Origin of the sequence: Candidatus Leptofilum sp. (assembly GCF_965223285.1) — a bacterium.
In the GTDB taxonomy this organism is placed as follows: Bacteria; Chloroflexota; Anaerolineae; order Promineifilales; family Promineifilaceae; genus Leptofilum.
Genome location: NZ_OZ244997.1, coordinates 272,177 through 298,796, shown reverse-complemented (window position 1 = coordinate 298,796; position 26,620 = coordinate 272,177). Strand labels below are relative to the sequence as shown.

General features: G+C 53.6%; 21 protein-coding genes, 1 pseudogene and 1 riboswitch. Of the genes and pseudogenes, 7 read left to right on the top strand and 15 right to left on the bottom strand.

Annotated features, from left to right (window positions below; translation table 11 throughout):
- From ACOQPU_RS01805 to ACOQPU_RS01795, 3 genes and pseudogenes are all read right to left on the bottom strand, one after another.
- Window positions 1–1,755, bottom strand: a complete 1,755-nt coding sequence (locus ACOQPU_RS01805) for a GNAT family N-acetyltransferase (protein ID WP_420643423.1) — start codon at window positions 1,753–1,755, stop codon at window positions 1–3.
- A 53-nt stretch (window positions 1,756–1,808) separates the two neighbouring features.
- A complete protein-coding gene (locus ACOQPU_RS01800) occupies window positions 1,809–4,268 on the bottom strand; it encodes a GTP-binding protein (RefSeq protein ID WP_420645799.1) in 2,460 nt (819 codons plus the stop codon).
- Between the two features lie 66 nt (window positions 4,269–4,334).
- A pseudogene (locus ACOQPU_RS01795) lies at window positions 4,335–5,114 on the bottom strand (WD40 repeat domain-containing protein); the annotation flags it as partial.
- A gap of 248 nt (window positions 5,115–5,362) precedes the next feature.
- On the opposite strand from ACOQPU_RS01795, the gene ACOQPU_RS01790 reads away from it, so the two are divergent.
- Complete coding sequence (locus tag ACOQPU_RS01790; protein ID WP_420643422.1) at window positions 5,363–7,711, top strand: alpha-galactosidase; 2,349 nt, start codon at window positions 5,363–5,365, stop codon at window positions 7,709–7,711.
- 4 nt (window positions 7,712–7,715) lie between these two features.
- On the opposite strand, the gene ACOQPU_RS01785 is transcribed toward ACOQPU_RS01790, so the two are convergent.
- The 5 genes from ACOQPU_RS01785 to ACOQPU_RS01765 all read right to left on the bottom strand — a co-directional run bounded on the left by ACOQPU_RS01785 (window position 7,716) and on the right by ACOQPU_RS01765 (window position 12,114).
- Window positions 7,716–8,063 carry a DUF86 domain-containing protein gene (locus tag ACOQPU_RS01785; protein ID WP_420643421.1) on the bottom strand — a complete coding sequence of 116 codons (348 nt, stop codon included), beginning with the start codon at window positions 8,061–8,063 and terminating at the stop codon, window positions 7,716–7,718.
- Complete coding sequence (locus ACOQPU_RS01780) at window positions 8,060–8,371, bottom strand: nucleotidyltransferase family protein (protein WP_420643420.1); 312 nt, start codon at window positions 8,369–8,371, stop codon at window positions 8,060–8,062. The genes ACOQPU_RS01785 and ACOQPU_RS01780 overlap by 4 nt, the downstream gene beginning before the upstream one ends.
- Before the next feature lie 668 nt (window positions 8,372–9,039).
- Entirely contained in the window at window positions 9,040–10,053 is a 1,014-nt protein-coding gene (locus tag ACOQPU_RS01775; protein WP_420643419.1) for an SAM-dependent methyltransferase, read from the bottom strand.
- The gene (locus ACOQPU_RS01770) at window positions 10,050–10,730 is read right to left on the bottom strand and encodes a histidine phosphatase family protein (protein ID WP_420643418.1); all 681 of its coding nucleotides are present in this window, start codon (window positions 10,728–10,730) and stop codon (window positions 10,050–10,052) included. Before ACOQPU_RS01770 ends, ACOQPU_RS01775 begins: the two co-directional genes overlap by 4 nt.
- A gap of 190 nt (window positions 10,731–10,920) precedes the next feature.
- Window positions 10,921–12,114: an MFS transporter gene (locus ACOQPU_RS01765; RefSeq protein ID WP_420643417.1), complete on the bottom strand. Its 1,194-nt coding sequence runs from the start codon at window positions 12,112–12,114 to the stop codon at window positions 10,921–10,923.
- Between the two features lie 354 nt (window positions 12,115–12,468).
- Between ACOQPU_RS01765 and ACOQPU_RS01760 the strand changes: the two genes are divergently transcribed.
- On the top strand, window positions 12,469–12,837 hold the full coding sequence (locus ACOQPU_RS01760) for a VOC family protein (protein WP_420643416.1): 369 nt from the start codon (window positions 12,469–12,471) through the stop codon (window positions 12,835–12,837).
- 20 nt (window positions 12,838–12,857) lie between these two features.
- Here the strand turns inward: ACOQPU_RS01760 and ACOQPU_RS01755 are convergent, their stop codons facing one another.
- The 3 genes from ACOQPU_RS01755 to ACOQPU_RS01745 all read right to left on the bottom strand — a co-directional run bounded on the left by ACOQPU_RS01755 (window position 12,858) and on the right by ACOQPU_RS01745 (window position 16,226).
- Window positions 12,858–13,844 (bottom strand): hypothetical protein, encoded by a 987-nt coding sequence (locus tag ACOQPU_RS01755; protein WP_420643415.1) that lies wholly within the window; start codon window positions 13,842–13,844, stop codon window positions 12,858–12,860.
- Window positions 13,845–13,917: 73 nt separating this feature from the next.
- Complete coding sequence (locus ACOQPU_RS01750) at window positions 13,918–15,447, bottom strand: ABC transporter substrate-binding protein (protein WP_420643414.1); 1,530 nt, start codon at window positions 15,445–15,447, stop codon at window positions 13,918–13,920.
- A gap of 5 nt (window positions 15,448–15,452) precedes the next feature.
- A complete protein-coding gene (locus ACOQPU_RS01745; protein WP_420643413.1) occupies window positions 15,453–16,226 on the bottom strand; it encodes a type III pantothenate kinase in 774 nt (257 codons plus the stop codon).
- Between the two features lie 185 nt (window positions 16,227–16,411).
- Between ACOQPU_RS01745 and ACOQPU_RS01740 the strand changes: the two genes are divergently transcribed.
- From ACOQPU_RS01740 to ACOQPU_RS01725, 4 genes are all read left to right on the top strand, one after another.
- Window positions 16,412–17,665, top strand: coding sequence for an ATP-binding protein (locus ACOQPU_RS01740; protein ID WP_420643412.1), 1,254 nt, complete (start codon window positions 16,412–16,414; stop codon window positions 17,663–17,665).
- An 82-nt stretch (window positions 17,666–17,747) separates the two neighbouring features.
- Complete coding sequence (locus tag ACOQPU_RS01735; protein WP_420643411.1) at window positions 17,748–19,052, top strand: hemolysin family protein; 1,305 nt, start codon at window positions 17,748–17,750, stop codon at window positions 19,050–19,052.
- Window positions 19,045–19,695 carry a response regulator gene (locus tag ACOQPU_RS01730; RefSeq protein WP_420643410.1) on the top strand — a complete coding sequence of 217 codons (651 nt, stop codon included), beginning with the start codon at window positions 19,045–19,047 and terminating at the stop codon, window positions 19,693–19,695. Before ACOQPU_RS01735 ends, ACOQPU_RS01730 begins: the two co-directional genes overlap by 8 nt.
- A gap of 104 nt (window positions 19,696–19,799) precedes the next feature.
- Window positions 19,800–20,276: a CARDB domain-containing protein gene (locus ACOQPU_RS01725; RefSeq protein ID WP_420643409.1), complete on the top strand. Its 477-nt coding sequence runs from the start codon at window positions 19,800–19,802 to the stop codon at window positions 20,274–20,276.
- Window positions 20,277–20,310: 34 nt separating this feature from the next.
- Here the strand turns inward: ACOQPU_RS01725 and ACOQPU_RS01720 are convergent, their stop codons facing one another.
- Window positions 20,311–20,937, bottom strand: coding sequence for a GIY-YIG nuclease family protein (locus ACOQPU_RS01720; protein ID WP_420643408.1), 627 nt, complete (start codon window positions 20,935–20,937; stop codon window positions 20,311–20,313).
- 235 nt (window positions 20,938–21,172) lie between these two features.
- Here ACOQPU_RS01720 and ACOQPU_RS01715 point away from each other — a divergent pair, with 235 nt between their 5' ends.
- Window positions 21,173–22,480 (top strand): MerR family transcriptional regulator, encoded by a 1,308-nt coding sequence (locus ACOQPU_RS01715; RefSeq protein WP_420643407.1) that lies wholly within the window; start codon window positions 21,173–21,175, stop codon window positions 22,478–22,480.
- Here ACOQPU_RS01715 and ACOQPU_RS01710 read toward each other — a convergent pair.
- From ACOQPU_RS01710 to ACOQPU_RS01700, 3 genes are all read right to left on the bottom strand, one after another.
- On the bottom strand, window positions 22,477–23,526 hold the full coding sequence (locus tag ACOQPU_RS01710; RefSeq protein WP_420643406.1) for an ABC transporter ATP-binding protein: 1,050 nt from the start codon (window positions 23,524–23,526) through the stop codon (window positions 22,477–22,479). The two genes, ACOQPU_RS01715 and ACOQPU_RS01710, sit on opposite strands and share 4 nt — an antisense overlap.
- Before the next feature lie 79 nt (window positions 23,527–23,605).
- Window positions 23,606–24,661 carry an iron chelate uptake ABC transporter family permease subunit gene (locus ACOQPU_RS01705; RefSeq protein WP_420645798.1) on the bottom strand — a complete coding sequence of 352 codons (1,056 nt, stop codon included), beginning with the start codon at window positions 24,659–24,661 and terminating at the stop codon, window positions 23,606–23,608.
- A gap of 95 nt (window positions 24,662–24,756) precedes the next feature.
- Complete coding sequence (locus ACOQPU_RS01700; RefSeq protein ID WP_420643405.1) at window positions 24,757–26,115, bottom strand: ABC transporter substrate-binding protein; 1,359 nt, start codon at window positions 26,113–26,115, stop codon at window positions 24,757–24,759.
- A gap of 177 nt (window positions 26,116–26,292) precedes the next feature.
- Window positions 26,293–26,518, bottom strand: a riboswitch (cobalamin riboswitch).
- Between the last annotated feature and the right edge of the window lie 102 nt (window positions 26,519–26,620).

Genomic DNA, 26,620 nt, shown 5'->3' with positions numbered 1-26,620 from the left:
TTAATCTCCTTGCGCGGCGGCAATGCTCTTGGCGATTTTTTGCGCTTCGAGGCCAATTTCGCGCAGCATACCGGTGGGTGACACATAAAAGCCGCAAAAGTAAAGGCCGGGCAATCTGCTTTTGCTTTCTTCGCCACTGCGGAACGGCCGTCCCGCATCATCCAGTGCATTACCAATACCTTCCCCGAATTTCTCCAGGTTTGGCTGGTAGCCAGTGGCAAACACAACGGCGTCAAATTGGCGTGTTTGCCCGTCTGCAAAAGTTACTCCGTCGGCGTGAAACTGTTGAATGCCCGGCATTACCTGGATAGCCCCTTGTTTAATCAGCTTGATGGTGCCAATATCTAACAGGGGGATACGGCCGTCTCGCGCAATCTGGCTGTTGGGGCCGTAGGGCAGCTTCTTCAACCCGTACTTACTCAAATCACCAACTGTCAGCTTCAGCAAAGGGGCTGCCAGCAAATCAGCCACCGCAGGCGGAAAAATGCTCAAGAGGATGCCGACAGACAGGATGGGAATGCCCGCCAAATCGCGCGGCACCACGTTCACCGGGCTTCGCACCGCAATGGTGGGCTTGGCCCCGTGCTCATGCAGATCAATAGCGATTTCCCCGCCAGAGTTCCCAAAGCCCACCACCAAAACGTCCTTGTTGGCAAAAGCCGCCCCATTTTTGTAGGCGGAGCTGTGCAAGGTTTCCCCAGCAAACTGATCCTGCCCCGGCCAACTGGGCACGTATGGCTGGTTGGTATACCCGGTGGCCATCACCAGGCTCGGAGCCGCAAACTGATGCTCAGAGGCGGTGGTTACGTGCCACAAACCATCTTCCTGCTCAATTTTGGTGGCTTCTTGGCCAAAATGGGGCTGCAAACCAAAATGTTCGGCATAATTTTCCAGGTAGGTGATAAGCTGCTGCCGGGAAGGATAACGAGGTACGTCTGGCGGAAAGGCGTAGTGGGGCAGGTTTGAATTGCGCTTGTCGGTGTGCAGATGCAGCCGATCGTAATGTGTGCGCCAGGCAGCTCCAACTTTGTTGGCCCGTTCCAAAATAGTGACCGACGGAACTCCCTGCTGCTTCAAACAAGCCCCCACCGCCAACCCAGCGGCACTGGCACCCACGATTATCACGTTTGCTTTTTTGGGATTGTGCATCTGTACATCCAAGAGATGCGTGTTTGGCAACGGCCGTTTTCCATCAACAAGCGTCGTTTGCAATGAGTTGTTTTTTTGCCAAATGCGCCGATACACGCGGTAAAAAACATATTCTACAGTGACAGATTCTATCCTGTTGGGCTGCGGAACGAGCGATTTACCCGTGCCTGCCCGTACACCGCCGACGGCTTCCTGCATTTTTATGGAAGCGATGTTGTGGATGTTTGGCGTGGCTTGTACGGCCGTACAGTCCGTGTGCGTAAACAAATAATCCAGCAGTCCCCGCTTCACTTCCACGCCGAACTTTTGCCCCCAAAAAGTAGGCAGCAGCTTCACGTCCGTCTCGGCGATGCCTGCCTGGTTGGGCCAAGTCATGTAGCATTCGCCAATGGGTTCCCCTGTTTTGCACAGGATGATGGTGAGGAGACGGCCGTATACCCCCTCTCCCTGATTTTGCAACTTCCCCTCAATCTCCTGCTGCGTCATCCCTAACCCATTCGGAAACCCAACATAGGTCATGACGGCAGGGTCGCTCCAAAGAGCATAAAACATACCCGCATCCGCAACCGTCGCCTTCCGAACGGTAAGTCGAGGCGTTTTAAACACCACAAAATTGCTGGAGACTTGTTTTGAGGACATCGTATAAGACAAATAATGGCTTAGATATTGGGCCACTCAATGTGAGGACGTCGTTCGCGTACTGCTTCTTGCAAATCGTGAATTCGATCCTCGCGTTCACAAAATAACATTAGCTCCCGTGCTTTTTCTTCTTTTGTGTTGCCCGGTAGATTTTCAAAGTCAATACCCAAATCAAAGCAAAGAGTCTCTAGTTCATTTTGCTTAAAATATGAGTTGAGAAGTTGAAGGAACTGAGCTCGATTCTGCCTTGCCTGTGCTTCATCAATTTCAACAAATTCACCTATTCCAGCTAATTTTTGTTCCCACTGCTGGTGCAGGGATTTGCGGAGTGGCGCAAACGCTTGATGGTTATGCGGAATGGCGTACAGCGTCAACACCAAATCAAACAGGCTGACTGCATAATGAGAGTCGCGTCGAAAGTCGTAGGGTTTGATTTCGGCCAAAGCAGGTGGGTTCTCATGGTTTGGCGCAAGCAAACGAATGACCGTTGACTCTCTGCTCTGTTTCCATCTGCTGCGGATAAGCGCGGCATCAGCGGCGATGGCCTCATTGTTGGCTTTGAAATTTTGTTGGTAGGTGGGCGTATCGGCCATGAGGATGAGGTCATCATCAGCGAGCTTTTCCCGGTCAGTGAGGACATGGACGCCAGCGTCGCGCAGGTCATCGGCGAGTTGAGCGACCCAAACGGCCTGGGCGGGCAGGTGGCTAAGGTAACAGCGCGGCGCAGCCCGGTCGCGGCGGAAGCCTTTGACTCTGGTCAGAAGAGTTTCATAGGTGCTGCGTAAGCGTGCCAGCGCTTCTTCTCGTTGAATCCAGTCCGCCTCCAAAGGGTCGGCCTTCGGCTGCTTCTCGATGTCGGGCAGATTAATTTTTTCGCCGCACTCTTCACAAAAGAGAAACTGCTTCCTTTCCCGGACTCGTTTGACCACGGTGCTGCGCTCCTGCAAGTGGTCATCCGGGCAGCGAACGGGCGGGAAGCGCGTCACTTTGACATCTCGCTGGTAGAGGAACTCTTCAAACAAACCTTGGAATTTGTAACGACCAAATTCGGGCATGATGGAGCTGTAATAAAGAACCAGCTCAATCTCTCCCTCTAAATCCTCAATCAGACGGAAGCCGCAGATGTTACCTACGCCCATTTCGTACTGAGCCTGACGCTGCCACTGGTTGACGCGGGTGAAGGTGCGGGTAAAGCCAAGCAGCACCACCAATGCCGGGTAGATGTTCTCCACCCGACCCCGGACAATGTAGGAGATGTCGTCAACCGCCTCAACCTCATCGTGGAGGGGGCGCTTTTGTTTGATGAGGCTGGGGAAGATGAGCAAGGTGTCATTGCCCAGCGTTTCGCGGAAGCAGATATTGTGTTTCAGAAAGCGCATCACGGCCGCATCCAGCAGAATCTGTTGTTCATCGGTTTCCAGATCATTCAATTCGGGCAGCGGGTAGCGACCTTGCAATAGTTCGGTTTCGTTCAGTGCGCCTAACTCGCGGGGGTGCTTGTCTGCCTGCAAAACGATGGACGATGCCAGGTCTACCAGCAGTTCCGGGGTGAGTAAGATATGTTCATCGCTGGAGGAATTTTGTAAAACGGCCACATAGCCGTGATTTGCCAGATGGCCGACTGCCGTCATCATCTCGGCGTCGGTAAAAGTCCAGACATCAGAAGTCTCTGAGACTTCTGATGTCTCAAGCAAGTGGCGCAGTTCGGCGGGGCTGACCAGGACACCTTTGCGATCTGGCTTTTCCTTGAGGCTTAAAACATAATCTTTGACGCGCTTGAAGGTGCGTGTGGTGACGGTTGTGGTCATCTCATCCCAGGGAATTTGCTTTTTGAGGGTTTCCAGCAAATTATCCAGGCCATGACCCTCTTTGGCACTGGTGCCAATGTAGCCGCCGCTGATGCCGTGCTTCTGGCAGAATTGGGTCAACTCTTCCTTTGAGAGCGTAGACGCACCCCGATCCAGACGGGCGCCCACCAGAACGGAGGGAGGCAGATTCTTCTTGTGGGCCAGCTGTTCCAGCCAGAATTCGGCTCCTTTGAGTGGTTCCTGGCGGTTGGTGGGGTCAAAAAGCACCAGCGAGGCGTCCACATCGTCGAGGAAGATGGCATGGATGGGGCGGTAGATGTGCTGCCCGGCCAAATCCCACAAGACGGCCTCGCATTCGGTGCCGTCGGCGCGGGTGGTGCAGAGATCATCAACGACCCAGAACTGCTGACCGTGAGTGGAGGCATGTTCTTTGAATTCATTGTGCGCCAGCCGCCAGCCCAGGCCGGTTTTGCCCACGCCCGAATCGCCGACCAGAACGAGCTTGGCGGTGGTGTAGCGGACAGAGTCGGCGGCACTTTGGCCGAGCAGGACGTCCATATCCAGCTCCCAAATGCGTATGACGGTATCTGCTTCGCCGAGGGTGGCAAGGCGGGGGAGGGATGGGTGGAAGACAAGGCTAGATTGATTGCTGTGAAGGTTAGACCCATCCAAACGCTTTCCAGTATTTTCAGGTATTATGGCCACATTCTGCCAAGAGTCTGTGCGCCAAAGACGAATCGTATTATCTGCTGATTTCGAGGCAAGAATACGTGAGTTCACTGAGAAAGAAACATCTACTACTGGCTTGGTATGTCCTTCAAGCTGATTTATTGGTTTTCCAGTCTGTCCATCCCAGGTTTTAACGGTCTGGTCGTAGGACGACGAGGCAAGGATCTTACCATCGTGAGACCATGTTATGTCTACAACAGTATTCTTGTGACCTTGTAGCATTACTTTGGAGTTCAGTTCATTTGCGGAAAAGATCCCTGTACTATTGCTTGCCGATGAGATAGCGAGAAACTCGCCGTTCGGTGACCAGTCAATAGCAAAGATCCCAACACGTTTCCCGGTTTTCTCTGCATGTAGCAAATTGCCTGACACAGTGTCCCAAATTTGGACTGTATTATTATTTAATCCTACAGCAAGTATCTTCGAATTACGCGCCCATGCGAGACAGGTAATGGTACTTTTGTCATCATTAAGGTATTGTGCTAATTTTGGTCTTGGGTATTTAGGATCTGGGACATGCCAAATAATGATCCTCGAATCTTTTCCACCCGATGCCAACAGAGTGCCATCCGGAGACCAATCAACACAGTAGGCAGCCGCATGGTGTCCTTTAAGCGTAGCGAGACATATACCATTAGTGACATCCCAGATGCGAATGGTCTTATCTCCAGAAGGCGAAGCTATAAATCGCCCGGAGGGTGACCAAGTGATACGACCAATTGTGTTCGTATGCCCACGCAAAATCCGTTTTAGAGTTAGGCCGATCACGGGACTTTCACCCACGTGCATGCCTTCGGCGGGTTCGGGGTCGTAGTTGGGCAGGTCAGGAAGAAGGTCATCTGTTGTGTACGGTTTTTGGGGTTCAGTCATGATTTTGTTTCCACTTCAAATTTGATTGGATTTCTGGCTGAATTTTGGCATTCAATATTGGATGTTGGCAGTATAAACGAAAACAAACCGTTTCCCAAGAAAAATTGAGCCGAGCAAAGCGAAATTTGGTAGCATTAAGCAAACTAAATTCTGCCAAGGAACTGCCCATGATTCATTTTAATCCTGATACCCGAACGTTTAACCTAGTTCTGCAAAGCAGCGTCTACGCCATGCAGGTAGATGCCAAAGGGCGGCTACTGCATTTGGCTTGGGGACCGCGTCCAGTTGCGGTGGATGAACTGCTTTCCGGCAGGTTGCGCCCTACGCTCTCCGATCACGCCTCCTTTGAATTCCAAACCCGCCGGGATGAAATCCTCACCTTTGGCGACACGACCAACCACGAAGTGACGCTTAAAGCGAACTTTACCGCCCTGCCAGACCCATTACCCGCTGGCGACGCACCCCATTTGCCCATCCGGGACGTGCGGCTGCGCTACGTCTCGCATGAAATTGTGACAGACGCCCAGCCGGGTTTTGCCCCGACACATGGGCTGCCCACCCAAAATGGTGAACCGCGCGAAACCTTGCGGATCAAGCTAGACGATCCGGTGCAGCCGTTGGTGGTCACGCTTTGCTACCGCCTCACCCCCGCGCAGGACATCATCGAGCGCTGGCTGGAGCTGGAAAACAGGGGCGACGAACCCATCGAAATTGAGCAGCTCTTTTTTGCTGCGCTGCATCTGCCCAACGGCACCACCGAGCTGACCAGCGTCTCTGGCGCGTGGGCACAGGAGTTCCAGACACAGCGTGAGAGGTTGCCGATTGGGCGGCGCATCATCGAACACCGCAGCGTGCAGACGGGGCATGCCGCCAACCCATTTTTCATGCTGAATTGGCCAGGGCAGGCGTGGGAGGCGCATGGCACGGTTTATTTTGGCGCGTTGGCTTACTCTGGCAGTTGGCAGCTTGGCTTTGAGCAGCTGCCCAGCAGCGACGTGCGCGTGCATGGTGGCTACCATCCTACCGATTTTGGCCTGACGCTGGCGGCGGGAGCGCAGTACAAGACACTTGCGCTGATCTGCGGCGTGTGTGATGAAGGGTGGGGCGGGGTCAGCCGTCGGCTGCACGCTTTTACCTGCGAGCGCATTTTGCCCGTTCCGAATCTGGCTGTGGCCGACGTCCCCGCCGCGCCACCTACTGTACTGGCAGGTTTGTCGCTTAACGAAGAGACAACGGCGGTAGAGGAAAGTGGCACGGTCAAGAGACCGGCCACAGCAGCGGGGAGACCAGCCTCGGCCCACTATAGGCCGATTCTCTACAACAGTTGGGAAGCCACTTACTTTGGCATTACGGAGCAGAATCAGGTTGAGCTAGCACAGAAGGCTGCGGCCGTTGGCGTAGAGATGTTTTGCCTGGACGATGGTTGGTTTGGCGGCCGTCGCTTCGATGTGGCCGGGCTGGGGGATTGGACGGTTAGCCCAGACGTGTTCCCCAACGGGCTAGAGCCGCTCATTGCGGAAGTGAATCGCCTGGGGATGGATTTTGGCCTGTGGGTGGAGCCGGAAATGGTGAATCCCGACTCTGATTTGTACCGGGCTCATCCAGAGTGGGTGCTCCACTTCCCTGGACGGCCGCGTACCGAAGCCCGTTGCCAGCTCATTTTGGATTTTGGCCGGGAGGAAGTGGTGGCGTACATCTTTAACGCGCTGGATAGCTTGCTGGCGCAGTACAACATTGCCTTCATCAAGTGGGACATGAACCGCAACGTGAGCGAACCGGGGTCGGTGGTGGGCAAGGCGATTTGGCAGGCGCACGTGGCGGGCGTATACGGCATTATTGACCGACTGCGGGCCAAATATCCGCACGTGGCCTTTGAAAGCTGCGCTGGCGGCGGCGGGCGGGTCGATTTGGGCATTTTGGGGCGCACGGATCAGGTGTGGACGAGCGACAACACCGACGCGCTGGATCGCCTTCGCATTCAGGAGGGGTTTAGCTTGGCGTACCCGGTGCGGGTGATGACGGCGTGGGTGACGCACGAGAAAAATCACCAGACAGGTCGCTTCCATGAGCTGAGCACGCGCTTTGACGTGGCGATGCGCGGTGCGTTGGGCATCGGGGCTAGCCTGAATGGGCTGGATGACGCGGAACTGAAAGAATATGCATCGTACATCGCCTTTTACAAGCGGATTCGCCACATTGTGCAGGGGGGTGATTTGTATCGGCTGGAGCGTTTAGAAGAGGCGGGTGCCTCCACGATTTTGTACGTGTTGCCGGATGGGAGTGAGGCAGTTTACTCGGTGGTGGTACACAGCCACAAGCTGGGACAGTTTCGGCGCATGGTGCCGCTGCGGGGGCTAATCCCGTCGGCCACATATGAGATATTGGATCGCTTTGAGAAGGTGCGCCTGACGGCAACTGGGTACGAGTTGATGGTGCAGGGGATGGGTGGGGATGAAGACTGCCGTTCCGGCTACAGCTGTACGCTTCACATTAGGAGATTGGAGGCTGGAGATTAGAGATTTAGCTTAGATTTTGTTCAGACAACATTTGCTCGACGATCTTTTTCAAAGGAGTCAAATCGCGCTGAACCGTTGCCCACACTCTAGGCAGGCTCACGACAAAGTAACCATGTATTAACTTGTCGCGCATTCCCGTAACAGCTTGCCACGGTATCTCTGGATAACGGTTTCGCTCTTCTTTAGGGATAGATTTGGCGGCTTCACCAATAATTTCCAGAGCGCGAATGACGGCATAGATCTTTTCATCGTTGGCCTGAAAACTGGCAAAGTCCACACCAGCGACAAAACTTTCAATCTTGGCGATAGCATCTAAAATGTCATGCAAATAATCGCTGTAGAGCCGGGTCATACGGGCTGAGCCTCTTGAAGAACGCGCTGGCCGATACCTGGCTTGAGCGTTTCTTTCTCAACGAGATCAACGCGCACGCCGAGTAAGTCGCTGAGCTTTTGTTCCAATTGAATAAACTCAATCAGGGAGAGATTTGGATTTTTAAGGGAAACTAGCACGTCCAAATCGCTTGCTTCATGTTGTTCTGCCCGCACGTAAGAACCAAACAGCCACAAATCCTGAACGCCATACTGCTGTCGCAACTCAGGCAGAACAGTGCGAATTTGCTCAGAAAAATCTTCGTATGAATTTCCTTTTTGTTTAGCCATTGTGCAACTACCTCCAGATGAAAAATAGTATAGCATAGCTGGTTTTGTTCATGAAACGGCCGTTCGGGTCACAGTCGCACACTTCACATTAAGAGATTGTAAAGTGGAGATTAGAGATCAGCAATCGCCACCGAGTTGTTTCTTTTTTACTTAAGGATGTTCATTAATGGCATATTCAGGTTGATAATGACCATAGTTACTACTTGTTTCAAGGTAATCTTGGCTTCGATGAATTACCTTTCCATCGAAAAGTACGACGGATGCATAAGCATATCGTGTTATACAAGTCTGCTTATTTTCAGTTGGTCGGATATCAACTGAAGAAAAAAGCCGAATTTTTGAGAAGAAGTATTCGTTAGTTTCTTCTTTTGTTAAACGATACCAATTTTCGTGATTTGCAATCAAAATTTCCAATCATTGTCAAGAAACCATGTCAAAACTTCTTGATAAGAATCCTCTGTTGCCAATGTGGAAATTTGAAATTGACTGCGGTTTAATAGACCAAGTTCACTGTATTTATTAGACTCGTCGATGAGGTTAGCATTGGGGTAACCGGACATGGTTGGTAATAATTGACCACTTAACCACCAGCTTGTTACACACAAAAACAGCAGAATTGTTGTGGTAAGTATTAGAAGCTTTCTTGCGGAGAGATTTTTCATCTCAGTTTATGGTTTGGGCTGTAAATAAACTGTCACCTCGCTGCGGTTGTGGAAGAGTTGGCGTGCGCCCGCAATGGTGTAGGTTTCCCGCAGGATGTTGAGGCCATGATCCAGGGCAGAGTCGTACCCCTTTTCTGGCAGCTTGAGGGTGATGATGGCCAGGCCGTGGGGGTATAGGCAACGGCCGTATGCCACCATCAACCGTGCCGAATCCCGTGCATCCAGCCGCATGTCGTTCACAATCACGTCGTAAGTGTCGGGATAATCTTGCAAATATTCCTCGGCAGTGAGGCGAAGGTGGCGGACGCCCTTGTCTTTTTGCAGGGTAGGATGAAGCCAGGCGGGATCAACGGCCGTTACATACTGTTCCTTCTGCCGCAAAACCCGCGTCCAGCCGCCGGGGGCTGCCCCTAAATCGAGGGCGCGGCCACGGGGCGGCAGCCCAATCTTGAAGATTTCTAACGCTTCCAGCAGTTTAAACTCAGCGCGGCTAATTTGCCCCTTTTCGCGGGCAAAGCGGCGCACGCCGCCCGCCCAATCAGACAAATTGTTCACCGCCAGTGAGAGACCCAAGTACGCTTGTTCCCCCGCTAGAACGACGGACAGGATTTGGAAAGGCTTCCGCACATCCAGCGGCGTGCCGGACGCTTCTACTAATTTTTGTGAGAGCGGCTTGTTGATGTCGAAAGGCTTGTGGGGCAGATCCCCTAGAACACGCGTTTGGACGGAAAAAGGCCAGTCGGGTTCCAGCAGGTGGGTGAAGGTGGTAACGGCCGTTTCCACCACATTATCCAGCCCATCCGCCAGCGGCAGGATTGTTTGCACTGGGCAAATGTGCCGTACAAAGACGGGCGGTTTCTGTCGCCACAGCTCCGCCAGGGCAAAAAAATCTCCCGATGATTGCACAGACCAAATGCCAGGGGCTAATTCCGTGACGATTTGGCCGTTTGCTTTTTTAAGTTCTGCCAGAGCAGCCAGCGCAAAATGAGAGTCTGCTGTGGCAATGAGGGTAGGGGTCATGCGTCCTCGCGGGGGCTTTCAGGACCACGGCCGTCGGTATGCAGCTTCACATCGACCAAATGCTCCACCCGGCTTTGGTAATACAGTCGCCACGTTTCCCGCGAGGGATGCTCGACAAATTCAAAGTGGGTAATGCCCGTGTTTTTGCTCCACACTTCACAGCGTCGCCAGGGGCCGATGTTGAACATGTGGTCAAAGGCGAGTTCGATGACGCCGCCATGACAAACGGCCACGACGGTTTCCTGGCGGTGCTTTTCCAGCATCTCTTCAATAAATTGGCCGATGCGAATGCGAAAGTGCATCATCGATTCGCCGTTGGGGCGTTTGGGGGTGATGGTGGAAAACGGCCGTTCGCTGCCCCAAAATGTGCCGTATTCCGGTAGATCATCACTGGGCCAGGGGGTATGGTCCAGCTTGTTATTGCCAATTTCACGGATACGGTCGTCGTTGATAATGGGGATACTGTAGGCGGCTGAGAGGGGAGCGGCCGTTTCCTGAGCGCGTTTCATGGTACTGGCATACAGGGCATCAATTTTCCTGATTTCGCGGGGTAGCCAGCGGCCCAATGCGTCTGCCTGCGCCTTGCCCAAATTGGTTAAGCCTTCGTCGCTGTTGCCCCCTTTCCAATCATACAGATTGACATAACTTTGACCGTGGCGAATTAAATAAAGGTGCATAAATCCAGTTTCCTTCGTGTAAAGTTGTTCGTGAATTATGCCACAACATGCCTAAATGCTGTAGGGCGCAAAAAAGATTGAAGGGAAACGGCCGTGAACTTACCTTCGTGGCAGACATGCTGCGCAGAGATGGGACCAAGCTGGCCACGGGCCGTTCGTTAAACGTACTGCTCAAACGGGAAGCGTAACGTCATTCGCCTGCCAGAGCGACTTGCGGCTTTGCCCGACCCTGCGCCAGCATAATCAAAAAGAATAGCCCATTGACGGCAAAGCTGGCGATCACCAGCCAGGGCATGGTTTGCGCCCCAAATCGCTCAATCGCTTGCCCAGCGACCCAAGGCAGCACCACACCACCCAAACTATCCCCCAAAATAATGATGCTGCTGACAGTTGCCGTCAATTGTATCGACTGCCCCACTAGGTTGTAGCCAGTGGCCCAAACCGGTGCCATAAAAAAGCCAATCGCCACGGTTGCCACCCACAGCACGGCCAATGCGTTTGGCAAAGCAATAGCTAGAGCCAATGCGCCCACCCCCCCAAGAAACGCAACGCTCAGAATCTGCGCGGGCTTAAACTTTGCCGCCACCGGAATTGATATGGCCCGGCCAATGGTAAAAGAGAGCCAAAAACCTGAGGTGAGGTAAGCCGCGCTGGTCGCATCTGCCAGGTCAAGCGTGAGGGCATAGGTGTAAATCCAGTTGCCGTAGGTGAGTTCAGACCCAACGTAGAAGAACAAAAACAGCATGGCGACGATGATCACTGGCAGGTTTTGGCGCAGCTTGGCTTTAGGCAGATTGCCTGCATCGTCTGCTGTTTGCAGTTGCGGGCTGCTGGGCAGCAGAAATAGAAACAGGCCAATGGGCAAAGCCAACGCGGCCAAAGCCCAATACGCTTGTTGGTAGCTTCCACCCAGATTGAGCACCTGCGCAAAAATGGTTGGGGCCAAAAAAGCACCCAGGCCAAAGGCAAAATGGAGGCCGTTCACGTAAGGCCCCGCACTTTTTCCGTGTGTCCACATGAGCAGTGTATTGGCACCGGTATTGATGATGCCCCCGGGCAGGCCAGCGAAAAAGAAGATGACGAGCAGCAGGGGCAGGCTGTTGGCCAGGGGGATAATTAACAGCAGCGTCGCGCTGATCAATTGAGCCAAACCTAGAACGCGATGGCCATTTTTGATGCGGTCGAATAAGCGGCCACTTAGCGCGGTTCCCAGCATACCGCCAGAGGCACCTACCAAAAAAATCGCCCCAATGGCACCGAGCGTGCTGCCCGTTTGTTCTGTCAGGGAGGGTAGGGCGGGTCCCGTAATGCCCAGGCCAACGCCCAGGCTTATAAATAGCAGATAATAGCCGAGGGTGTTTCGGCGTTTTACGTAGTCTGTCAACAGAAGGTTCCTTATGTTATTGGAATAAACGTCTGGGAGTTTAATCTTTGAGGAGTTTGCGCGCAACTGCCGTAATCAACCAAATTTAAGGTCAATCACCACCCTCGTTGAACAAAAAAGACATAAGACTTACGCACTCTTTCTAGCCGCCTCTCAGTCCCAAAGGGCTGCTCTCCTGACCGGCTAGCTAGGTGGCACGGCGAGACGCCAGCCACAGCTAGAACATTGCATAAGTCTTGGGTAATTTTGGTTGCAAATGTGCAGTACGAAAGTGATTGTGCAATTCTGGTGTTAAGCGGGCCATTCTGTTAAGATAAAGAACATCCGTTCGGTAAATGCTTTGGAGGAAATTTGATGAAAACAGCAGGTTTGATTGAAATTATTGTGTATGTGGCAGACATGGACGCTCAGGTTCAATTTTATCGGGATGTTTTTGAGCTTGCCGTGATGTACCCCGCTGAACTAGACAGTTACGCAGACCAATATTGGGTGACGCTGGATGCGGGTGGGGTGATCCTGGCTCTGCATGGCGGTGGTCAGGGCAGATTGGGCGCCGACACGCCCAAAATTGTGTTTGGTGTGGACAATATTCACGCGGCGCGAGCGGAGCTGGTGCGCAAAGGGGTATCTGTTGATGAGGTGCGCTCGGCTGCTCCTGGCGTGTGGGTTTGCGACGGCCGTGATCCCGAAGGCAACCCATTCTCGATTGAGAGCCACGATTAACGAGGTTTTTTAGCGGGGATTTACGGCCGTTGCATCCAGGTCAACAGTTCCAGCAAAAGCTCCACAGACAGGCGGCTCACTTGCTCCAAGCGGTGCGGCATCTTGCTGCTTTGCATCAACGTTGCCAGCTCATCTTCTTCCCCGCCTAGCGGATTGCCCTGAAGCTGCACCAGTGCTAACGGCCGTGGTGAAATATCGCCCACGCGGCGGTGCAGCAGGTAGGTGTAAGGATTACTATTCTGGAAGATATGGCTGGGTGAAAGCCCCGCCTGGGCGCGGCCAACGCTGATGACGCCAGCGACCTTGTTCACGCGGCTGGTCCACATCAATCCCAGCCCCGCCGCCAATGGTTGCCCGATGATGATCGGTTTACTGGGCAGCATTTGAATGAGAATTTGCAAATCGGCGGCCAAATCATCTGGCTTGAGGCGGTGATTGGCACTGGCGTGAAGCAAATAGCGCAGCGGGTCTAGCCCATATACGTGGTAGCCTGCTTCCGCCAACTGGCTGCAAATCGCGTCATCGTGCTGACTAAAGTTGCCATAGGTAGACAGGTAGAGCACGGTGGGAGGCAGCAGCGCACCAGTGGGCGGATAATGGTAACTTTCCATTACGGACCCCGCCCGCAACGGCCACAGATGAACACGGCCGTCTTCTGATCCTGGCGTGCCTAAAAGCCCGAAACTAATACGGCCGAATCGCTCCTTGGCCCATTCGGCAATGGCGTGCAAATCTTTTTGAAAATCATGATCCCCCAACACCCCTTCGCTCTCCCCCGTGCCGCGCAAATCGAATACGAGGTGAGCTACCTTGCGCCTGGCCCCGTGTGAACGTACTTCCTGTCGGGCGCAGGTGATCACGCTCGATTTGGTGAGCGGGAATTTAGGCACCCACACGCGAATGGTGCGCAGTTCCTCATCGCTCATGCCGGTTGGTTTTACCAATATGCAGTCCAGGTATAAGTTGTCGTCGGTTAGAATGCCAAAAGGTTCTTCTGTGAAAGGCAAAGTGGAAGTCATGATAAAAAGGAATAGATTTTGTTGAGGAGATAAGGAGATTAGGAACTAAAAGAATCTCCAATTACTCTTCGGTTAGGTTTGGAAAAGCGTAGTTTGGTATGAGTTCAATAATGCGATTATACGCCTCTATTATAGAGGTATCGGTTGAGAAATAGCCACTCAACATTTCCTGCAACACGATGGAAAGCGTTAGTTCTTCATACAGGGTGGTTATTAGCTCACCCTGGCCCTGCGGCAAGCCCCAACGTCCGGTGGTAGCAATGCCGTCGCGCAAGATGGCAACCACCTCTTCCCCATAAAGCGAAACCAATGTTTGGCTGCTCTCCATTAGCGGCTGGCTGCCCCAGCTATCAATAAAATGGCGTGGCTCAGATTGTGTACCTAAGCGCATCGGTACCTTCCGCTCAGAAGCGACGGACAGCCATTGGCTGTACCCTTCATTGAACCAGTACGTGGCAAAGAGAACGGCCGTTTCCCTATCTGCCGCACTCGTAATCCCCAGCAAATTAATATTGCCAAACTCAGCTCCATCGAGTGCCGTGACAAAGCCGCTGTTTTGCGCCAGAAAATCAGGCGTGGCGGTACATTCCAGGCAGCGGGGTGGGGCAGCAGGGTCTAAGCCAGCAATCTGTGGCAGCAGGCTGGGTGGCCCCATGATGAGGCCTGTCCGTCCTGCCAGGTAGGCATTGCGGGTGCTGGTGTCTGTTTGTACGCCGATGGGGCTGTTTTGGTTGATGATGGTGTAATAAAAGTTGAGTGCTTCGGCGCAGCTAGGTTCGAGCAGCCTTAGCTCGCCCGCTTCATCTACCAACTGGCAGCCGTTGGCCAGTGCCATGTGCTCAAAAATCTGCTGGGTGGTTACCAGATTGGCCTCGGTGGGTACTACAAAACCCGCAATCAGATTGTCTCGGTCAGTGGTGGCTTCGGCGGCGGCGGAAAGGGTGGCGAAGCTGTTGGGCACGGCCAGATTCCGCTGGGCAAACCAATCTGTGCGGTAGATGATGAGCTGGTGGTAGCCGCTGCTGGGCAACGCGGCCGGTTGGCCGAGGCTGGTTTGTACCAATGCTAACGCATCTGGATTAAAGGTAGCTGGGTCTAACGCAGTCAGTGCCTCGGCATTGGCAGCTACATCGAACACGCCTTGCTCTGCCCAGCCCACGCTGTATTCCAGCGGGTGCAGAATGATGTCGGGGAGGGTGTCGGAGAGAACGGCCGTAATCACCAAATCGGGCAAAATCTGTGGCGACACCAGCACCATCTCCACATCCACACTGTATTCCGCCGAGAAATCGGCCGCCATGTCGTCGAGCATCGCCTCATGGGCGTCAGACGTTTCATTGACCCAAACGGTGATGGATGGATTGGGGTCGGCTTGAATTGATTCTGCTTCTGGATTGCTGCCGGGAACGGCCGTTGGTGTAGCCACCGGCAAAATAAGCGGTTCTGGGCTGGGCGTGGGGGTAAAGGCTGCTTGGGCCGTTGCCGTCGCCAGCCGGGGCGGGTTTGCCAGGCCGCAGGCCGTTAGAGCAGTAAGTAGTAAGCAGTAAGCGGTAAACAGTATATAGTGGTTAGGGGCTAGTTTCCTCTGCAATTCTGTCACCTTGTCACCCGTTCATGAATAACGCGCAAGCCCGTCAACGTCAGCCAAGGGTCTATGTGGTCGATAACGGCCGTATGCGGTGCCATCAAATCAATGAGTCCACCCGTGCCCAATGTGTGAATCTTTTGGGCATGGTCGGGATGTTCTGCCTTGAGCCGGGCGACCAACCCTTCGATGAGTGACAAATAGCCAAACACCAGACCAGACTGCATGGCGTGTACAGTATTCTTGCCGATGGTTTGCGGCGGGGCTTCTAGCGCGACCTGGCTCAGCTTGGCGGCGCGGCTCGCCAATGCTTCGGCAGCCAGCCCCAGCCCAGGCGCAATCACCCCACCTAAAAATTCCTGTCGGGCAGAGACCAGATCAAACTTGGTGGCCGTACCCATGTCGATGATGATGCACGGCCCCTGGAATAGCTCAAAGGCAGCGACGGCGTTCACTAGCCTGTCTGCACCAACGGCCGAGGGGACATCGGCCAAAATAGCGAGGCTCATGGGCGTGTCTGAATTCACAGTTAGCAAGGGAACGTCTAGCTGCTCTACGCAAATCTGACCAAAGGTTTGGCTGAGTGCAGGCACCACGCTGGCCATGATTGCTTGATCAACAGCCGTTAATACCCCCGCTTCCTTTAGCAACATCTTCAAAATAATGCCGTACTCATCGGCCGTTTGGGATGGGTTGGTGAGCAGTCGCCAGGTATGTTGCCAGGAACGGCCGTTCCACACCCCCAGCGTAATATTTGTGTTGCCTATGTCCAGTGCCAATAACATGAGGGAGGATTGTATAGTAGGGGCGAGGCGGTGGCGAATAATGTATGGTGAAACGAACGATCTGGTCTAGCCATCGCCTCGCCCTGAACTGAACAACGGTGGCGAATAATTTGTGATGTAACGAACGACCTGGTCTAACCGCTGCCTTGCCTTGAATCGCAGAGTCAAGATCGTTTCCGATTGTGGTGAACAGGGCGAGGCAATCGGAGAAACGGCCGTATGCTGGGCAAAGATCGTGGCCGATTGCCTCACCCCTACTTGTCAACATCTTCCTTTCACAGTTAAATACATTTATGTCCATCGATGAACATGCCCGCCAGCTTCAGCGGCGCAACGCCGAGCTTTCCATCATCAACAGTATGGCCCAAGCCCTCAATCGCTCGGTCGATTTGGAGCAAACGCTCCGCGCCATTTTGGCCCAGGTGGCCGAGCTGCTGGATTTGCAAACCGGCTGGGTCTGGCTACTGCGCGAGGACGGCAATCAATCTTATTTAGCCGCTTCCCAAAATTTGCCCCCGGTGCTGGCACATCATCCCCACAAAATGGAAGGGAGCTGCTACTGCCTGGATACGTATCGGGATGGTGATCTGGATGGCGCGGCCAATGTGAACGTGGTGGCATGCAGTCGCCTGAAAAATCTGGTCGATGGCACCGATGGGCTGCGTTACCATGCCAGCATTCCCCTGTATGCTCACGGCAAAAAGCTGGGCGTGCTCAACGTGGCCAGCACCGACTGGCGGCAACTCTCCCCAGACGATTTGCAGCTTTTGTACACCATTGGCGACATGCTCAGCATCGCTGTGGAGCGGGCGCGCCTGTTTGAGCACAGTGCGGAGGTGGGGGCAGTGGAGGAGCGCAATCGGCTGGCGCGGGAGATTCATGATACATTGGCCCAGGGGTTAACGGCCGTTTCCCTCCAACTTGAATCTGCCGATGCCCTACTGGAAGCAGAAGCTGATCCCGCCCGCATTCGCCAAATGGTGCAGCAGGCACTCGCGCTCACCAGAGCCAACCTCGAAGAAGCGCGCCGTTCCGTGCTGGATTTACGGGCGGCACCCTTGGCTGGGCATACACTTGTCGAGGCGTTGGCATTGCTGGCCGAAGCCGCCCCGCTGCCGGTTGATTTGCTGGTAACGGGCGGCAATCAGCCGCTGACGCCGCGTGTGGAGAGCGGTATTTACCGCATTGCTCAGGAAGCGATTAACAATGCCTGCCAGCACGCCCAAGCTAGCCAAATCACGGTAAAATTGGTGGCAACCCCGCAAGCGGTTACGCTAACTGTGCAAGATAATGGCCGCGGTTTTGATCCGGCAAATGTGGAACAGGGCCGATTTGGTTTGGTGGGGTTGAATGAGCGGGTGAAATTGCTGAACGGCCGTTTTCACATCGAAAGCACGCCCGGCCAAGGAACAAAACTGGAGGCAGAACTACCGCTTTGACTATAATTACGGACATAGATTCGCAGACATTTACGCCAATCTCTCTGTGTTCCGCTTTTCAGGAGAATATGTGTAACTAAAAATGATAATTGTTTTGCTTTTAATTATTGCCAATGGCATCTTTGCGATGGCCGAAATTTCTGTGGTTTCAGCGCGTAAAGTCCGTTTGCAGCAGCAGGCCAACGAAGGCAAGCGGGGCGCACAGCAGGCGTTGCGTTTGGCCAATGATTCCGAAGATTTTCTCTCGACGGTGCAAATTGGCATTACCCTCATTGGTATTTTGGCAGGTGTGTTTGGGGGGCAAACCATTGCCACAGATTTGGCCCCCTTGCTGGAAAATCTGCCGCTTATCGGGCCTTACAGCGAGAGCGTGAGCTTAGGCATTGTCGTGGTGATTATCACGTACCTGTCTCTGGTCATTGGCGAACTGGTGCCCAAGCAAATTGGGCTAAATAATCCAGAACGCATCGCCAGCCTCATGGCTCGGCCCATGAACGTACTGGCAACAGTGGCTTTGCCGCTAGTGCGTTTGCTGAGTTTCTCTACCAGATTGGTGTTGCGCTTGCTGCGCATAAAACCTGCTGAGGTGCCCCCCGTTACCGTGGAGGAGCTGCAAATTTTGGTGCAGCAAGGTGCCGAAAGCGGCATCATCAATCCCCAAAAAGAAGAAATGGTGGAGCAGGTGCTCCGCCTGGACGACCAGAGGGTAAATGCCCTCATGACGGATCGCACCGATATTGTTTGGCTTGATCTGGATGATCCGCTGGAAGTTAACCGACAAAAAATCATTGAAAGTGGCCATTCCCGTTTTCCCGTTTCGCGGGATGAAGCAGATAATTTGCTAGGCATTGTGTTTGGGAAGGATTTATTGGCGCAAAGTTTGTCTGGTAAACCGCTTGATCTTGAAGCGGTAATTCAGCCAGCTTTGTTTGTGCCGGAAGGGTTGCCCGTGCTGGAACTGCTAGAGCGGTTCAAAGAGGAAAAGGCTCAGATTGCCTTTGTGCTAGATGAGCACGGTGGCGTGGAAGGGTTGCTGACGTTTAACGATTTGTTGGAAACCATTGTGGGTGACGTCCCGGAATTTCACGATCCCGAAGACCCCACAGCCACCAAGCGGGAGGATGGTTCTTGGCTGGTAGATGGCAAAATGCTCATCGACGATTTCAAGATGCTGTTCAATATTGATGAACTACCAGAAGAAGAACAAAATTTTTACCAGACGCTGGGCGGTTTTGTAATGCTTTATCTAGGGCGGATTCCCCGTGCTGGGGATACATTTGAGTGGGAAGGCTTTGGCTTTGAGGTGATGGATATGGATTGGCGGCGGGTGGACAAGGTGCTGCTGACGCCCCGCGCTATTCAGCAAGGTGTAGATGGGGATGAGTAAGCAAATTCGTATCTTCCTGGCGGATGATCATCCGGTGGTGCGGGATGGCTTGGTGGCAATTTTGAGCACGCAGCCAGATTTTGCGGTGGTGGGGCAGGCGGGCAACGGCCGTTCCACCATTCAGCAAGTCGCCGAGACAAAACCAGACGTGGTGCTGCTGGACATCGAAATGCCAGAGATGGACGGGGTAGAAACGCTGCGCCAGCTCCGCGCCGCCAATCCCGATGAGCGGGTCATCATGTTTACCGCTTTTGATACAGATGAGCGCATTGTAACGGCCGTTCAGGCCGGTGCGCAAGGCTATTTGCTCAAGGGCGCACCCCGCAACGAGCTGTTCAACGCCATTCGCGTGGTGCATGAAGGAGGGTCGCTGCTGCAGCCGATTGTGGCTCACAAGCTGATGCAGCGGGTAGCCCAGCCGCCAGAACCGCCGCTAGAGCAGCTCACTCCCCGCGAGTTGGAAGTGCTGCAAGAGCTGGCGCAGGGGCTGCAAAACAAAGAAATTGCCGCCAAGCTCATCATCAGCGAGCGCACGGTGAAATTCCATGTAAGTGCCATTTTGAGCAAGCTCAACGTCGGCAATCGCACCGAAGCAGTGACGGTGGCGGCGCAGCGGGGCTTGATTTCGTTGGACGGCCGTTGATGAAGAAAAAGCGGAACACGGAGTTGCGCAGAGGAAACACGGAGGTTCACAGAGCGTTCTCCCTGTGGCTCTGTGTTCCTCATTAAAGGATTTTGGCGATGACTATGATGCGTTTGAAGAAATTATTTGTTTTTGGTTTGTTTGTCTTAATTGTTGGGCTGATTTTGGTGGCTTGTGGCGAAACGGCCGTTTCTACAGCAACCCCCGTCCCGCCAACCGAACCACCTACCATACCCCCCACATTGGCCACTCAACTGCCCGACCTGGAAATTGGCGGCTACACCGTCACCTACGACGATTGTCCCTGGGGTGGTCCAGGCACCGTGTCTGTAAGTGTAGATAACTTTGGCGTGGGGGACGCTGGCTCGTTTGAAGTGACGATCAACAATTCAACAACCAATGTGGATGGCCTTGGCTCGCTTGGCGAAACGACTGCCTCGATTACCTTTGATGCTGGGCCCGTCGCTGGTGTTAATGCCGAAGCTGATTCTGCCCAGCAGGTTGTGGAAGTGGACGAAACCAACAACAGCTACTCGATTGTCTTCACCCCACCGCCGCCATGCCCAACGCCAACCCCATAATAATTGTGAATCGTGAATGAGAACCCATTCACAATTAAATCTTTGGTAATTTCCCCGCTAGCCGATACGCAGCCATTTCTGCCTCTGTGAGGGTTTTGCCACTGGCGTGCCGCCAAAAAGTGCGATTGCCCGCAGTCTCATGCACCCAGCCTTGCAGGCTCATCCGGTTGAGCCAAATGCGGTCTTGTGGGGAAGTTGTGGGGGAAACGGCCGTGCTGAGCATCGCCGAAGTAGCCGTCGTGGGCTTCGGCAAAAACAAGGCAGCATGGCCCAAGTAGCCCGCTGGCAGTGGCGTTGGCTTCTCATTAAAATCCCGATTGAGTACGGGCCGCATCGCCTGAATCATCGCTTGTTCCGCCATATCCATATCAAAATGCTGCCATTCTTGTAAGGCGAAAAGCGACTTTTGTCGCACGAAGGCGGCGCAATCGGCCAGCGCATAAAAATCCACCGACCAATTATCCGAAGCAGGCTCATTAAGCTGAATCAGTTGACCTAACCGGCTCGGCTTTTGCATATGCTCTCCAAATCGCGTCAACACATCTCGCCGCGATTGGCCCACATAAAAAACCAGGTCAGCATCTCGCACCACATAAATCAGATGCCCTAAGGTCTCTGCTGCCTCTTTAGCCAAAAGTTGCTTCACCGTGAAACGAATCATTCTGTTTATTGTAGCTCCCTTCCTTAAAAAACGAAGTGGCCGCAGAATAACAGTGTGAGCGTCAAGGTAAACGGTGCAATTCAGACTAAAATGTAGACAAAAACTAAACAGTCGTGCTAACATAAGCCCTGCAAATGATTAAGTGTTTGGCAGTTTTCTACTATCTAATTTTAAACTGTGACACACTTAAGCCGCACCAAACCATATTTCTAGCGCAACAGTTTTAGGAAATTGTATGTCCTCAAATAATTTACTTCCCACGTTTAATATGAAGGTTGTTGTTCACGAAACGGGCCTAAAACCAGATACGCTGCGGGCCTGGGAGCGTCGTTATGGCGTGCCAAACCCGCAACGTACTCGTGGTGGGCACCGCCTTTATTCCCAGCATGAAATTGATATGCTTAAATGGCTGGTCGCTCGCCAGGGTGAGGGGATGAGTATTAGCCATGCCGTAGAGCTGTGGCAGCAGCTAGAAAGCGAAGGCCAAAACCCACTACTGACATCCGATAAGCAAATTGCGGAACCTACGTTCCCTCACATTGATGGTGAGCGCGTGGATGACTTACGGGAGGCCTGGATTCAAGCGTGCTTGGCCTTTGATGAGTATCAGGCGCAACATTTGCTGGCGCGGGCGTTTGCTTTGTTTCCGCTGGAAACAGTTTGCTACAAGGTGTTGCAACAGGGGCTGACAGAGATAGGTGAAGGCTGGTATGAAGGCCGGGTGTCAGTCCAGCAGGAGCATTTTGCCTCAGCTTTGGCGCTGCGCCAGTTAGAGGCTTTGCTGGCTGCTTTGCCTGCGCCTACCAACAACGGCCGTATCATTGTCGCTTGTCCCCCGAATGAATTGCACACCTTCTCGCCCCTTATCATTAGCTTGATGCTGCGTCGACAAGGGTGGGATGTGGTTTATTTAGGGGCCAACGTGCCGGTGGAGCGCATGGAGGCATCGGTAACCCAAATTAAGCCTTTGCTGGTTATTATGCCCGCCCAAACCTTAACCACAGCCGCCAACCTATTGCCGATGGCCAGAAAGTTGCAGGAAATGGGTGTCCCACTTGCGTTTGGTGGAATCGTATTCAACCAGATTCCCCAGGTTGTTGATGCCATTCCGGGGCATTTTTTAGGCAAATCGTTAGACCAGGTTCCTGGCGTTGTCGAGAAAATTTTGCAGTCCGCTCCGCCGACCGGCAAGATAAAGGACGCATCCAGAGCGTATACAGCCGCCCATCAACATTTTGTGGAAAAACGCTCCAGCATTGAAGCACGCTTGCACCAAATGCCAGAGCTGGCTGCAATGCCAACCGCACTGTTGAACAATACTAACGAGGAATTTGGCAACAATATTGAGGCGGCTTTGCAGCTAGGTGACCTGGCGATGATTAGCTCAAATTTACGGTGGGTAGAGGGTTTATTGCTCAACAATCACCAGCGACTGTCTGAGCTGTCGCTTCAGGAATATTTGCGCGGCTACCAAAAAGTGTTGACCGAGGTGATGGATGATCGGGCTGCCCCGCTGCTGGATTGGTTTGCCCAGCTAGGTTAGCGGTTTTTTGCCGAAGCCTTACTTTGTTTAAGGTCATTTACCAAATCAGTGAGGTTGCGGTGGGTAATAGTTTGTTGGGGTTTAATGAGCTGCCATTGGATACGGCCGTCCGCCACCTCACCCTCATTTGCCAATACCTGAACCCGCATCGTCGCGCCGTTGACACCTTCATGCACAGCAAACCCCACTCGCTCTAAAGCCCGCTTTGTCCACACCGCTGAAAGGCCCTCCCCAACCAGATCAACTTGCCCCGCTTGCTGCGTTGCCATCTTAAAGGAGCCAGATTGGCGATCAAACTGCACGCCGTCTGCCTGAAACGCAGCTTCAAAGCTGCCGTTTAGCACCAGCTCCTCCGGGGTACCTACTTGTAGTGAGCCTCCCTTGGGAAGTAGCCAAATCTTGTCTGCATTGCGCAAAGCCAAATCCAGATCATGCGTTGAGAGCAAGATGGCACGGTGCGAATCGCGGGCGAGCTGACGCAAAATGTGCATTACTTCTACCCGGCGCGGCAGATCAAGGTACGCGGTTGGCTCATCCAGCAGCATAACGGTGGGTTCCTGGGCCAGGGCGCGGGCGATCATGATCTTTTGCCGCTCGCCGTCGCTGAGGGTGTGGATGTGGCGCTGGGCCAAGGATGTGGCTCCCACAGCGGCGATGGCTTGGTTTACGGCCGTTTCATCCGCCGCTGTCAATTGACCTGCCCAATTTGTGTACGGATGCCGCCCCAGAGCCACCAAATCCCAGCCAGTCAGCATGCCTGCGTTGATTGGCTCTGTCAGCACCACGCTGAGCTGCCGCGCCAGTTGGCGTGCCGTGAGATGATTCAGATTTTGCTGATTGAGGAAGATACCGCCGTGCAGCGGCACCTGCATCCTGGCCAATGTACGCATCAGCGTACTTTTGCCCGCTCCATTTGGGCCCAAAAGGCAAACCAATTCCCCTGGCTGCAGTCCAACCCCAATCTTGTCTGCCACCACAATGGGCGGCTCCTTGCGGTTAGGATAGCCAATTGCCAAATTTTCTGTGTACAAAATCGGTTCAGACATAATTTTCTCTTACATCAAGCCACGGATTGCGCGGATTGGCTGTTCACAATCTGTGTAATCCGTGAAATCTGTGGCTAATTTAGCCAGCAAAAGACGAGCGCAGGTTGCGCTGCCGCAAAATGACCCAGGTCACTACTGGCGCGCCAATCAGCGCGGTGACGGCGTTGAGCGGCAAGGTCGTTTGGCTGCCTGGCAGCTGCGCCAGCAAATCAGCCAGCAAGGCCACGATACCGCCCATCAAAATAGTGGCCGGAATGAGCAGGCGGTGGTTCGATGTGCTAAACAGGCTGCGGCACAGATGTGGTACCGCCACGCCCACAAAGCCAATCGGCCCACAAAAGGCGGTGATAGCCCCGGCCATTACCGACGCGCTGACCAAAACCGTAAAGCGGGCGCGTCGCACGGACAGCCCCAGGCTTTGCGCATAGGTTTCGCCCAGCAGCAGCGCATTGAGCGGCTTGGCAGACAGCCAGGCGATGGTTAAGCCCAGCAGCACTGCCGGGGCCATCACCTGCATTTGCCGCCAGGTCACACCGCCAAAGCTGCCAAACGTCCAGGCAATGTATGCCTGGATGCGCTCGGCGATGCTAAAGTAGAGCAACACGCTCACCAGGGCACTGGTGGCGTAGCCAAACATCAGCCCCAGAATGAGCAGGGTCATTGTTTCTACGCGTCGGGCCACCGCCAGCACCAGAAAAAGCACCAGCCCCGCGCCCAGGCTGGCGGCTACCACAATGCCAAAGTCGCTGAGCAGCCCCAGCCCGGCCAGCAAGGTACTGCCTGTGCCAACGGCCAGCACCACCAGGGCCACACCCAGACTGGCCCCAGAGTTGATGCCCAACACAAATGGCCCGGCCAGCGGATTGCGAAACATGGTTTGCATTTGCAATCCGCTGACGCTTAGAGCAGACCCGGCCAGAACGGCCGTTACCGCCTTGGGCAAGCGAAATTTGAGCACAATGGTCGCCCAGGTATCCCGCTCCGCTGTGCCACCAACCAAAATCCGCAAAATCTCATCCAACGGAATCCGCACGGAGCCGATGAACAGGCTGAGCAAAAATGCGCCCAGCAACGCCAGCAACAGCAGGCTCATGGCCCACCGCTGCCGGTTTGGGGAAGATACGGCCGTTGGCATTTCGCGTGTTTCGTGGCGCATTATTGTAAAAGGAGATCGGAGATTGGAGATTGAAAAACAAATCTCCGATCTCTAATCTCCAATCTCCCTAATCGTTACTCAACCAATCGGTAATATACAAACTCATGATCTGGCAGCAGTTCTGGATGGAAAATTTTGATCAGATCAGCCAGGACGAGCTGTGGATTGGCGGCCGCGCTTTCAAAGAAATCATTGCCGCCAAACTCGTTGGTGCGCAGATCGTAGTTGTATACCGTGCCGTTTTGGAAGGCGGCAAAATCGGCAAACCGTTCGTCTGCCACTTCTAAATCTGCCAACGAAGAGACAAAGCCGAGGTTGATCCAATATGTCCCGTCAGCCGCCTGGTCAAATACAGACTCGAAGTCGAGAAAGAGCGTGCCGGATGACTCATCTGTCCCCCAGAGGTAGTTTGCTCCGGCATTTTGCAGCAGCAGTGCCGTGTAGCTTTGCCCGCCCGGCATGTACCAGGTGCCTTCAAACGGCGTGTTGGTAAACACAGACGGCCGTTCTGCAACGTCGGCAGTTAGGGCGGTTAACGCTTCATACTCCGCAGCAACGCCATCAAACCAGGCATTGATGTCCGCTTCCTGGTTGTAAAGCACCGCAATAAATTTGCCCCACTCGGCCCGACCCAGCGGCGTAACGTCCAGATAGTCCGCATTGAGCATCACTGTTAACCCCACTTCTTGCAGCTTGGGGTGGGTATCAAAATCGGCGGAGCCGCTGGCGGAAGTCATGATGATGTGTGGTTCCAGTGCCAAGGCGGCTTCCACATCTACGGTGGCGCCGCTGCCAAGTTCCACTAGCTCACCGGCGGCATATTTTTCCTGCACGGTGGCGTTGTAGGCGTAGCTGGCAAAATCGACACCCACCAGGCTATCTAGCCGGCCAAGTTGATCCAGATGGGGCAGGTAGGTGGTAGACATGGAGACGAAACTGGTAATTGGTACATCGAACATAACGGCGTCGTCAAACCCGGAAGGATTAGGCGTGCCGCACTGCACCAGCACGTAAGTGGCAGAATCTTCTGCGCCCAGCCAGGGGGCCGCCACGGTGACAACTTTGTAGTTGTTGAAATAGTCGACGGTAAAGCCGTCAGCGTAAGAGACGGCCGTTTTCTCTGGAAAATAATCTACCGTTTCGTCATAATTTTCTACGCAGCCGTCGGTGAGGTTGCTGGTTGGGGCTTCAGCCATCGGTTCTTCGGTGGGAACGGCCGTTGGCTCCTGGGTGGGTTCTGTGGTGGGAACGGCCGTTGGTTCCTCTTCCGGTTCGGCCGTTGGCTCTGCGGCCGTACTAGGTTCTTCGGCTGCACTCGGTTCGTCGGCAGAGGTGGTGTCGGCAACGGGTTCTTCACTGCTGGTGCCGCCACAGGCTGCCAGCAGCAAAGCCGTGAGCAAGAGGAATAAAGTGAGGGGATAAAACTTCTTCATATGTTGTCTCCTTCTGACAAAAGAACTGTTTCCTTATGCACAAGGCAAGCTGCCAGAACCACCGATATTTGCGTATGCTGATGGATTGGAAGACAACAAAAAAGCTCACACAGAGGTGAGCTATTCATGTTGCGATTGAAAAAACACATTTCGACTCGCTTACCTTTGTCCACGAAGGCTACGAGCAAGAAAACAGGCAGGTATTCGGACTTGGTAATCGTGAGTTGTGAATAATTAAGAATTAACGATTAATTATTCATAATTCACAATTCTTTACCGTTGCGGGACAGTGCCGGACTCCCTGTTTAACTCTTTTAAACAGGCCACCAGGCTTCCCCTGCAAAGCAATATGCTTTGTGCGCCGCGCATCCGGGCAGGGCGCACCTGAATTCATTGCTGGTAAATTGTTAATGATTTGCCGTGTTGAGCAAACCTGTGCGTATCATACAGCGCATGAAGAGTCCCGTCAATGTACGTTTGCCACATTTTTCGGATCGGTCAATTG

Bases quoted from the DNA above. Each gene is read 5' to 3' on its own strand.
- ACOQPU_RS01790 (WP_420643422.1), top strand. From the start codon at position 5,363: ATGATTCATTTTAATCCTGATACCCGAACGTTTAACCTAGTTCTGCAA.
- ACOQPU_RS01785 (WP_420643421.1), bottom strand. From the start codon at position 8,063: ATGACCCGGCTCTACAGCGATTATTTGCATGACATTTTAGATGCTATC.
- ACOQPU_RS01780 (WP_420643420.1), bottom strand. From the start codon at position 8,371: ATGGCTAAACAAAAAGGAAATTCATACGAAGATTTTTCTGAGCAAATT.
- ACOQPU_RS01775 (WP_420643419.1), bottom strand. From the start codon at position 10,053: ATGACCCCTACCCTCATTGCCACAGCAGACTCTCATTTTGCGCTGGCT.
- ACOQPU_RS01770 (WP_420643418.1), bottom strand. From the start codon at position 10,730: ATGCACCTTTATTTAATTCGCCACGGTCAAAGTTATGTCAATCTGTAT.
- ACOQPU_RS01760 (WP_420643416.1), top strand. From the start codon at position 12,469: ATGAAAACAGCAGGTTTGATTGAAATTATTGTGTATGTGGCAGACATG.
- ACOQPU_RS01745 (WP_420643413.1), bottom strand. From the start codon at position 16,226: ATGTTATTGGCACTGGACATAGGCAACACAAATATTACGCTGGGGGTG.
- ACOQPU_RS01735 (WP_420643411.1), top strand. From the start codon at position 17,748: ATGATAATTGTTTTGCTTTTAATTATTGCCAATGGCATCTTTGCGATG.
- ACOQPU_RS01730 (WP_420643410.1), top strand. From the start codon at position 19,045: ATGAGTAAGCAAATTCGTATCTTCCTGGCGGATGATCATCCGGTGGTG.
- ACOQPU_RS01725 (WP_420643409.1), top strand. From the start codon at position 19,800: ATGATGCGTTTGAAGAAATTATTTGTTTTTGGTTTGTTTGTCTTAATT.
- ACOQPU_RS01720 (WP_420643408.1), bottom strand. From the start codon at position 20,937: ATGATTCGTTTCACGGTGAAGCAACTTTTGGCTAAAGAGGCAGCAGAG.
- ACOQPU_RS01715 (WP_420643407.1), top strand. From the start codon at position 21,173: ATGTCCTCAAATAATTTACTTCCCACGTTTAATATGAAGGTTGTTGTT.
- ACOQPU_RS01710 (WP_420643406.1), bottom strand. From the start codon at position 23,526: ATGTCTGAACCGATTTTGTACACAGAAAATTTGGCAATTGGCTATCCT.
- ACOQPU_RS01705 (WP_420645798.1), bottom strand. From the start codon at position 24,661: ATGCCAACGGCCGTATCTTCCCCAAACCGGCAGCGGTGGGCCATGAGC.
- ACOQPU_RS01700 (WP_420643405.1), bottom strand. From the start codon at position 26,115: ATGAAGAAGTTTTATCCCCTCACTTTATTCCTCTTGCTCACGGCTTTG.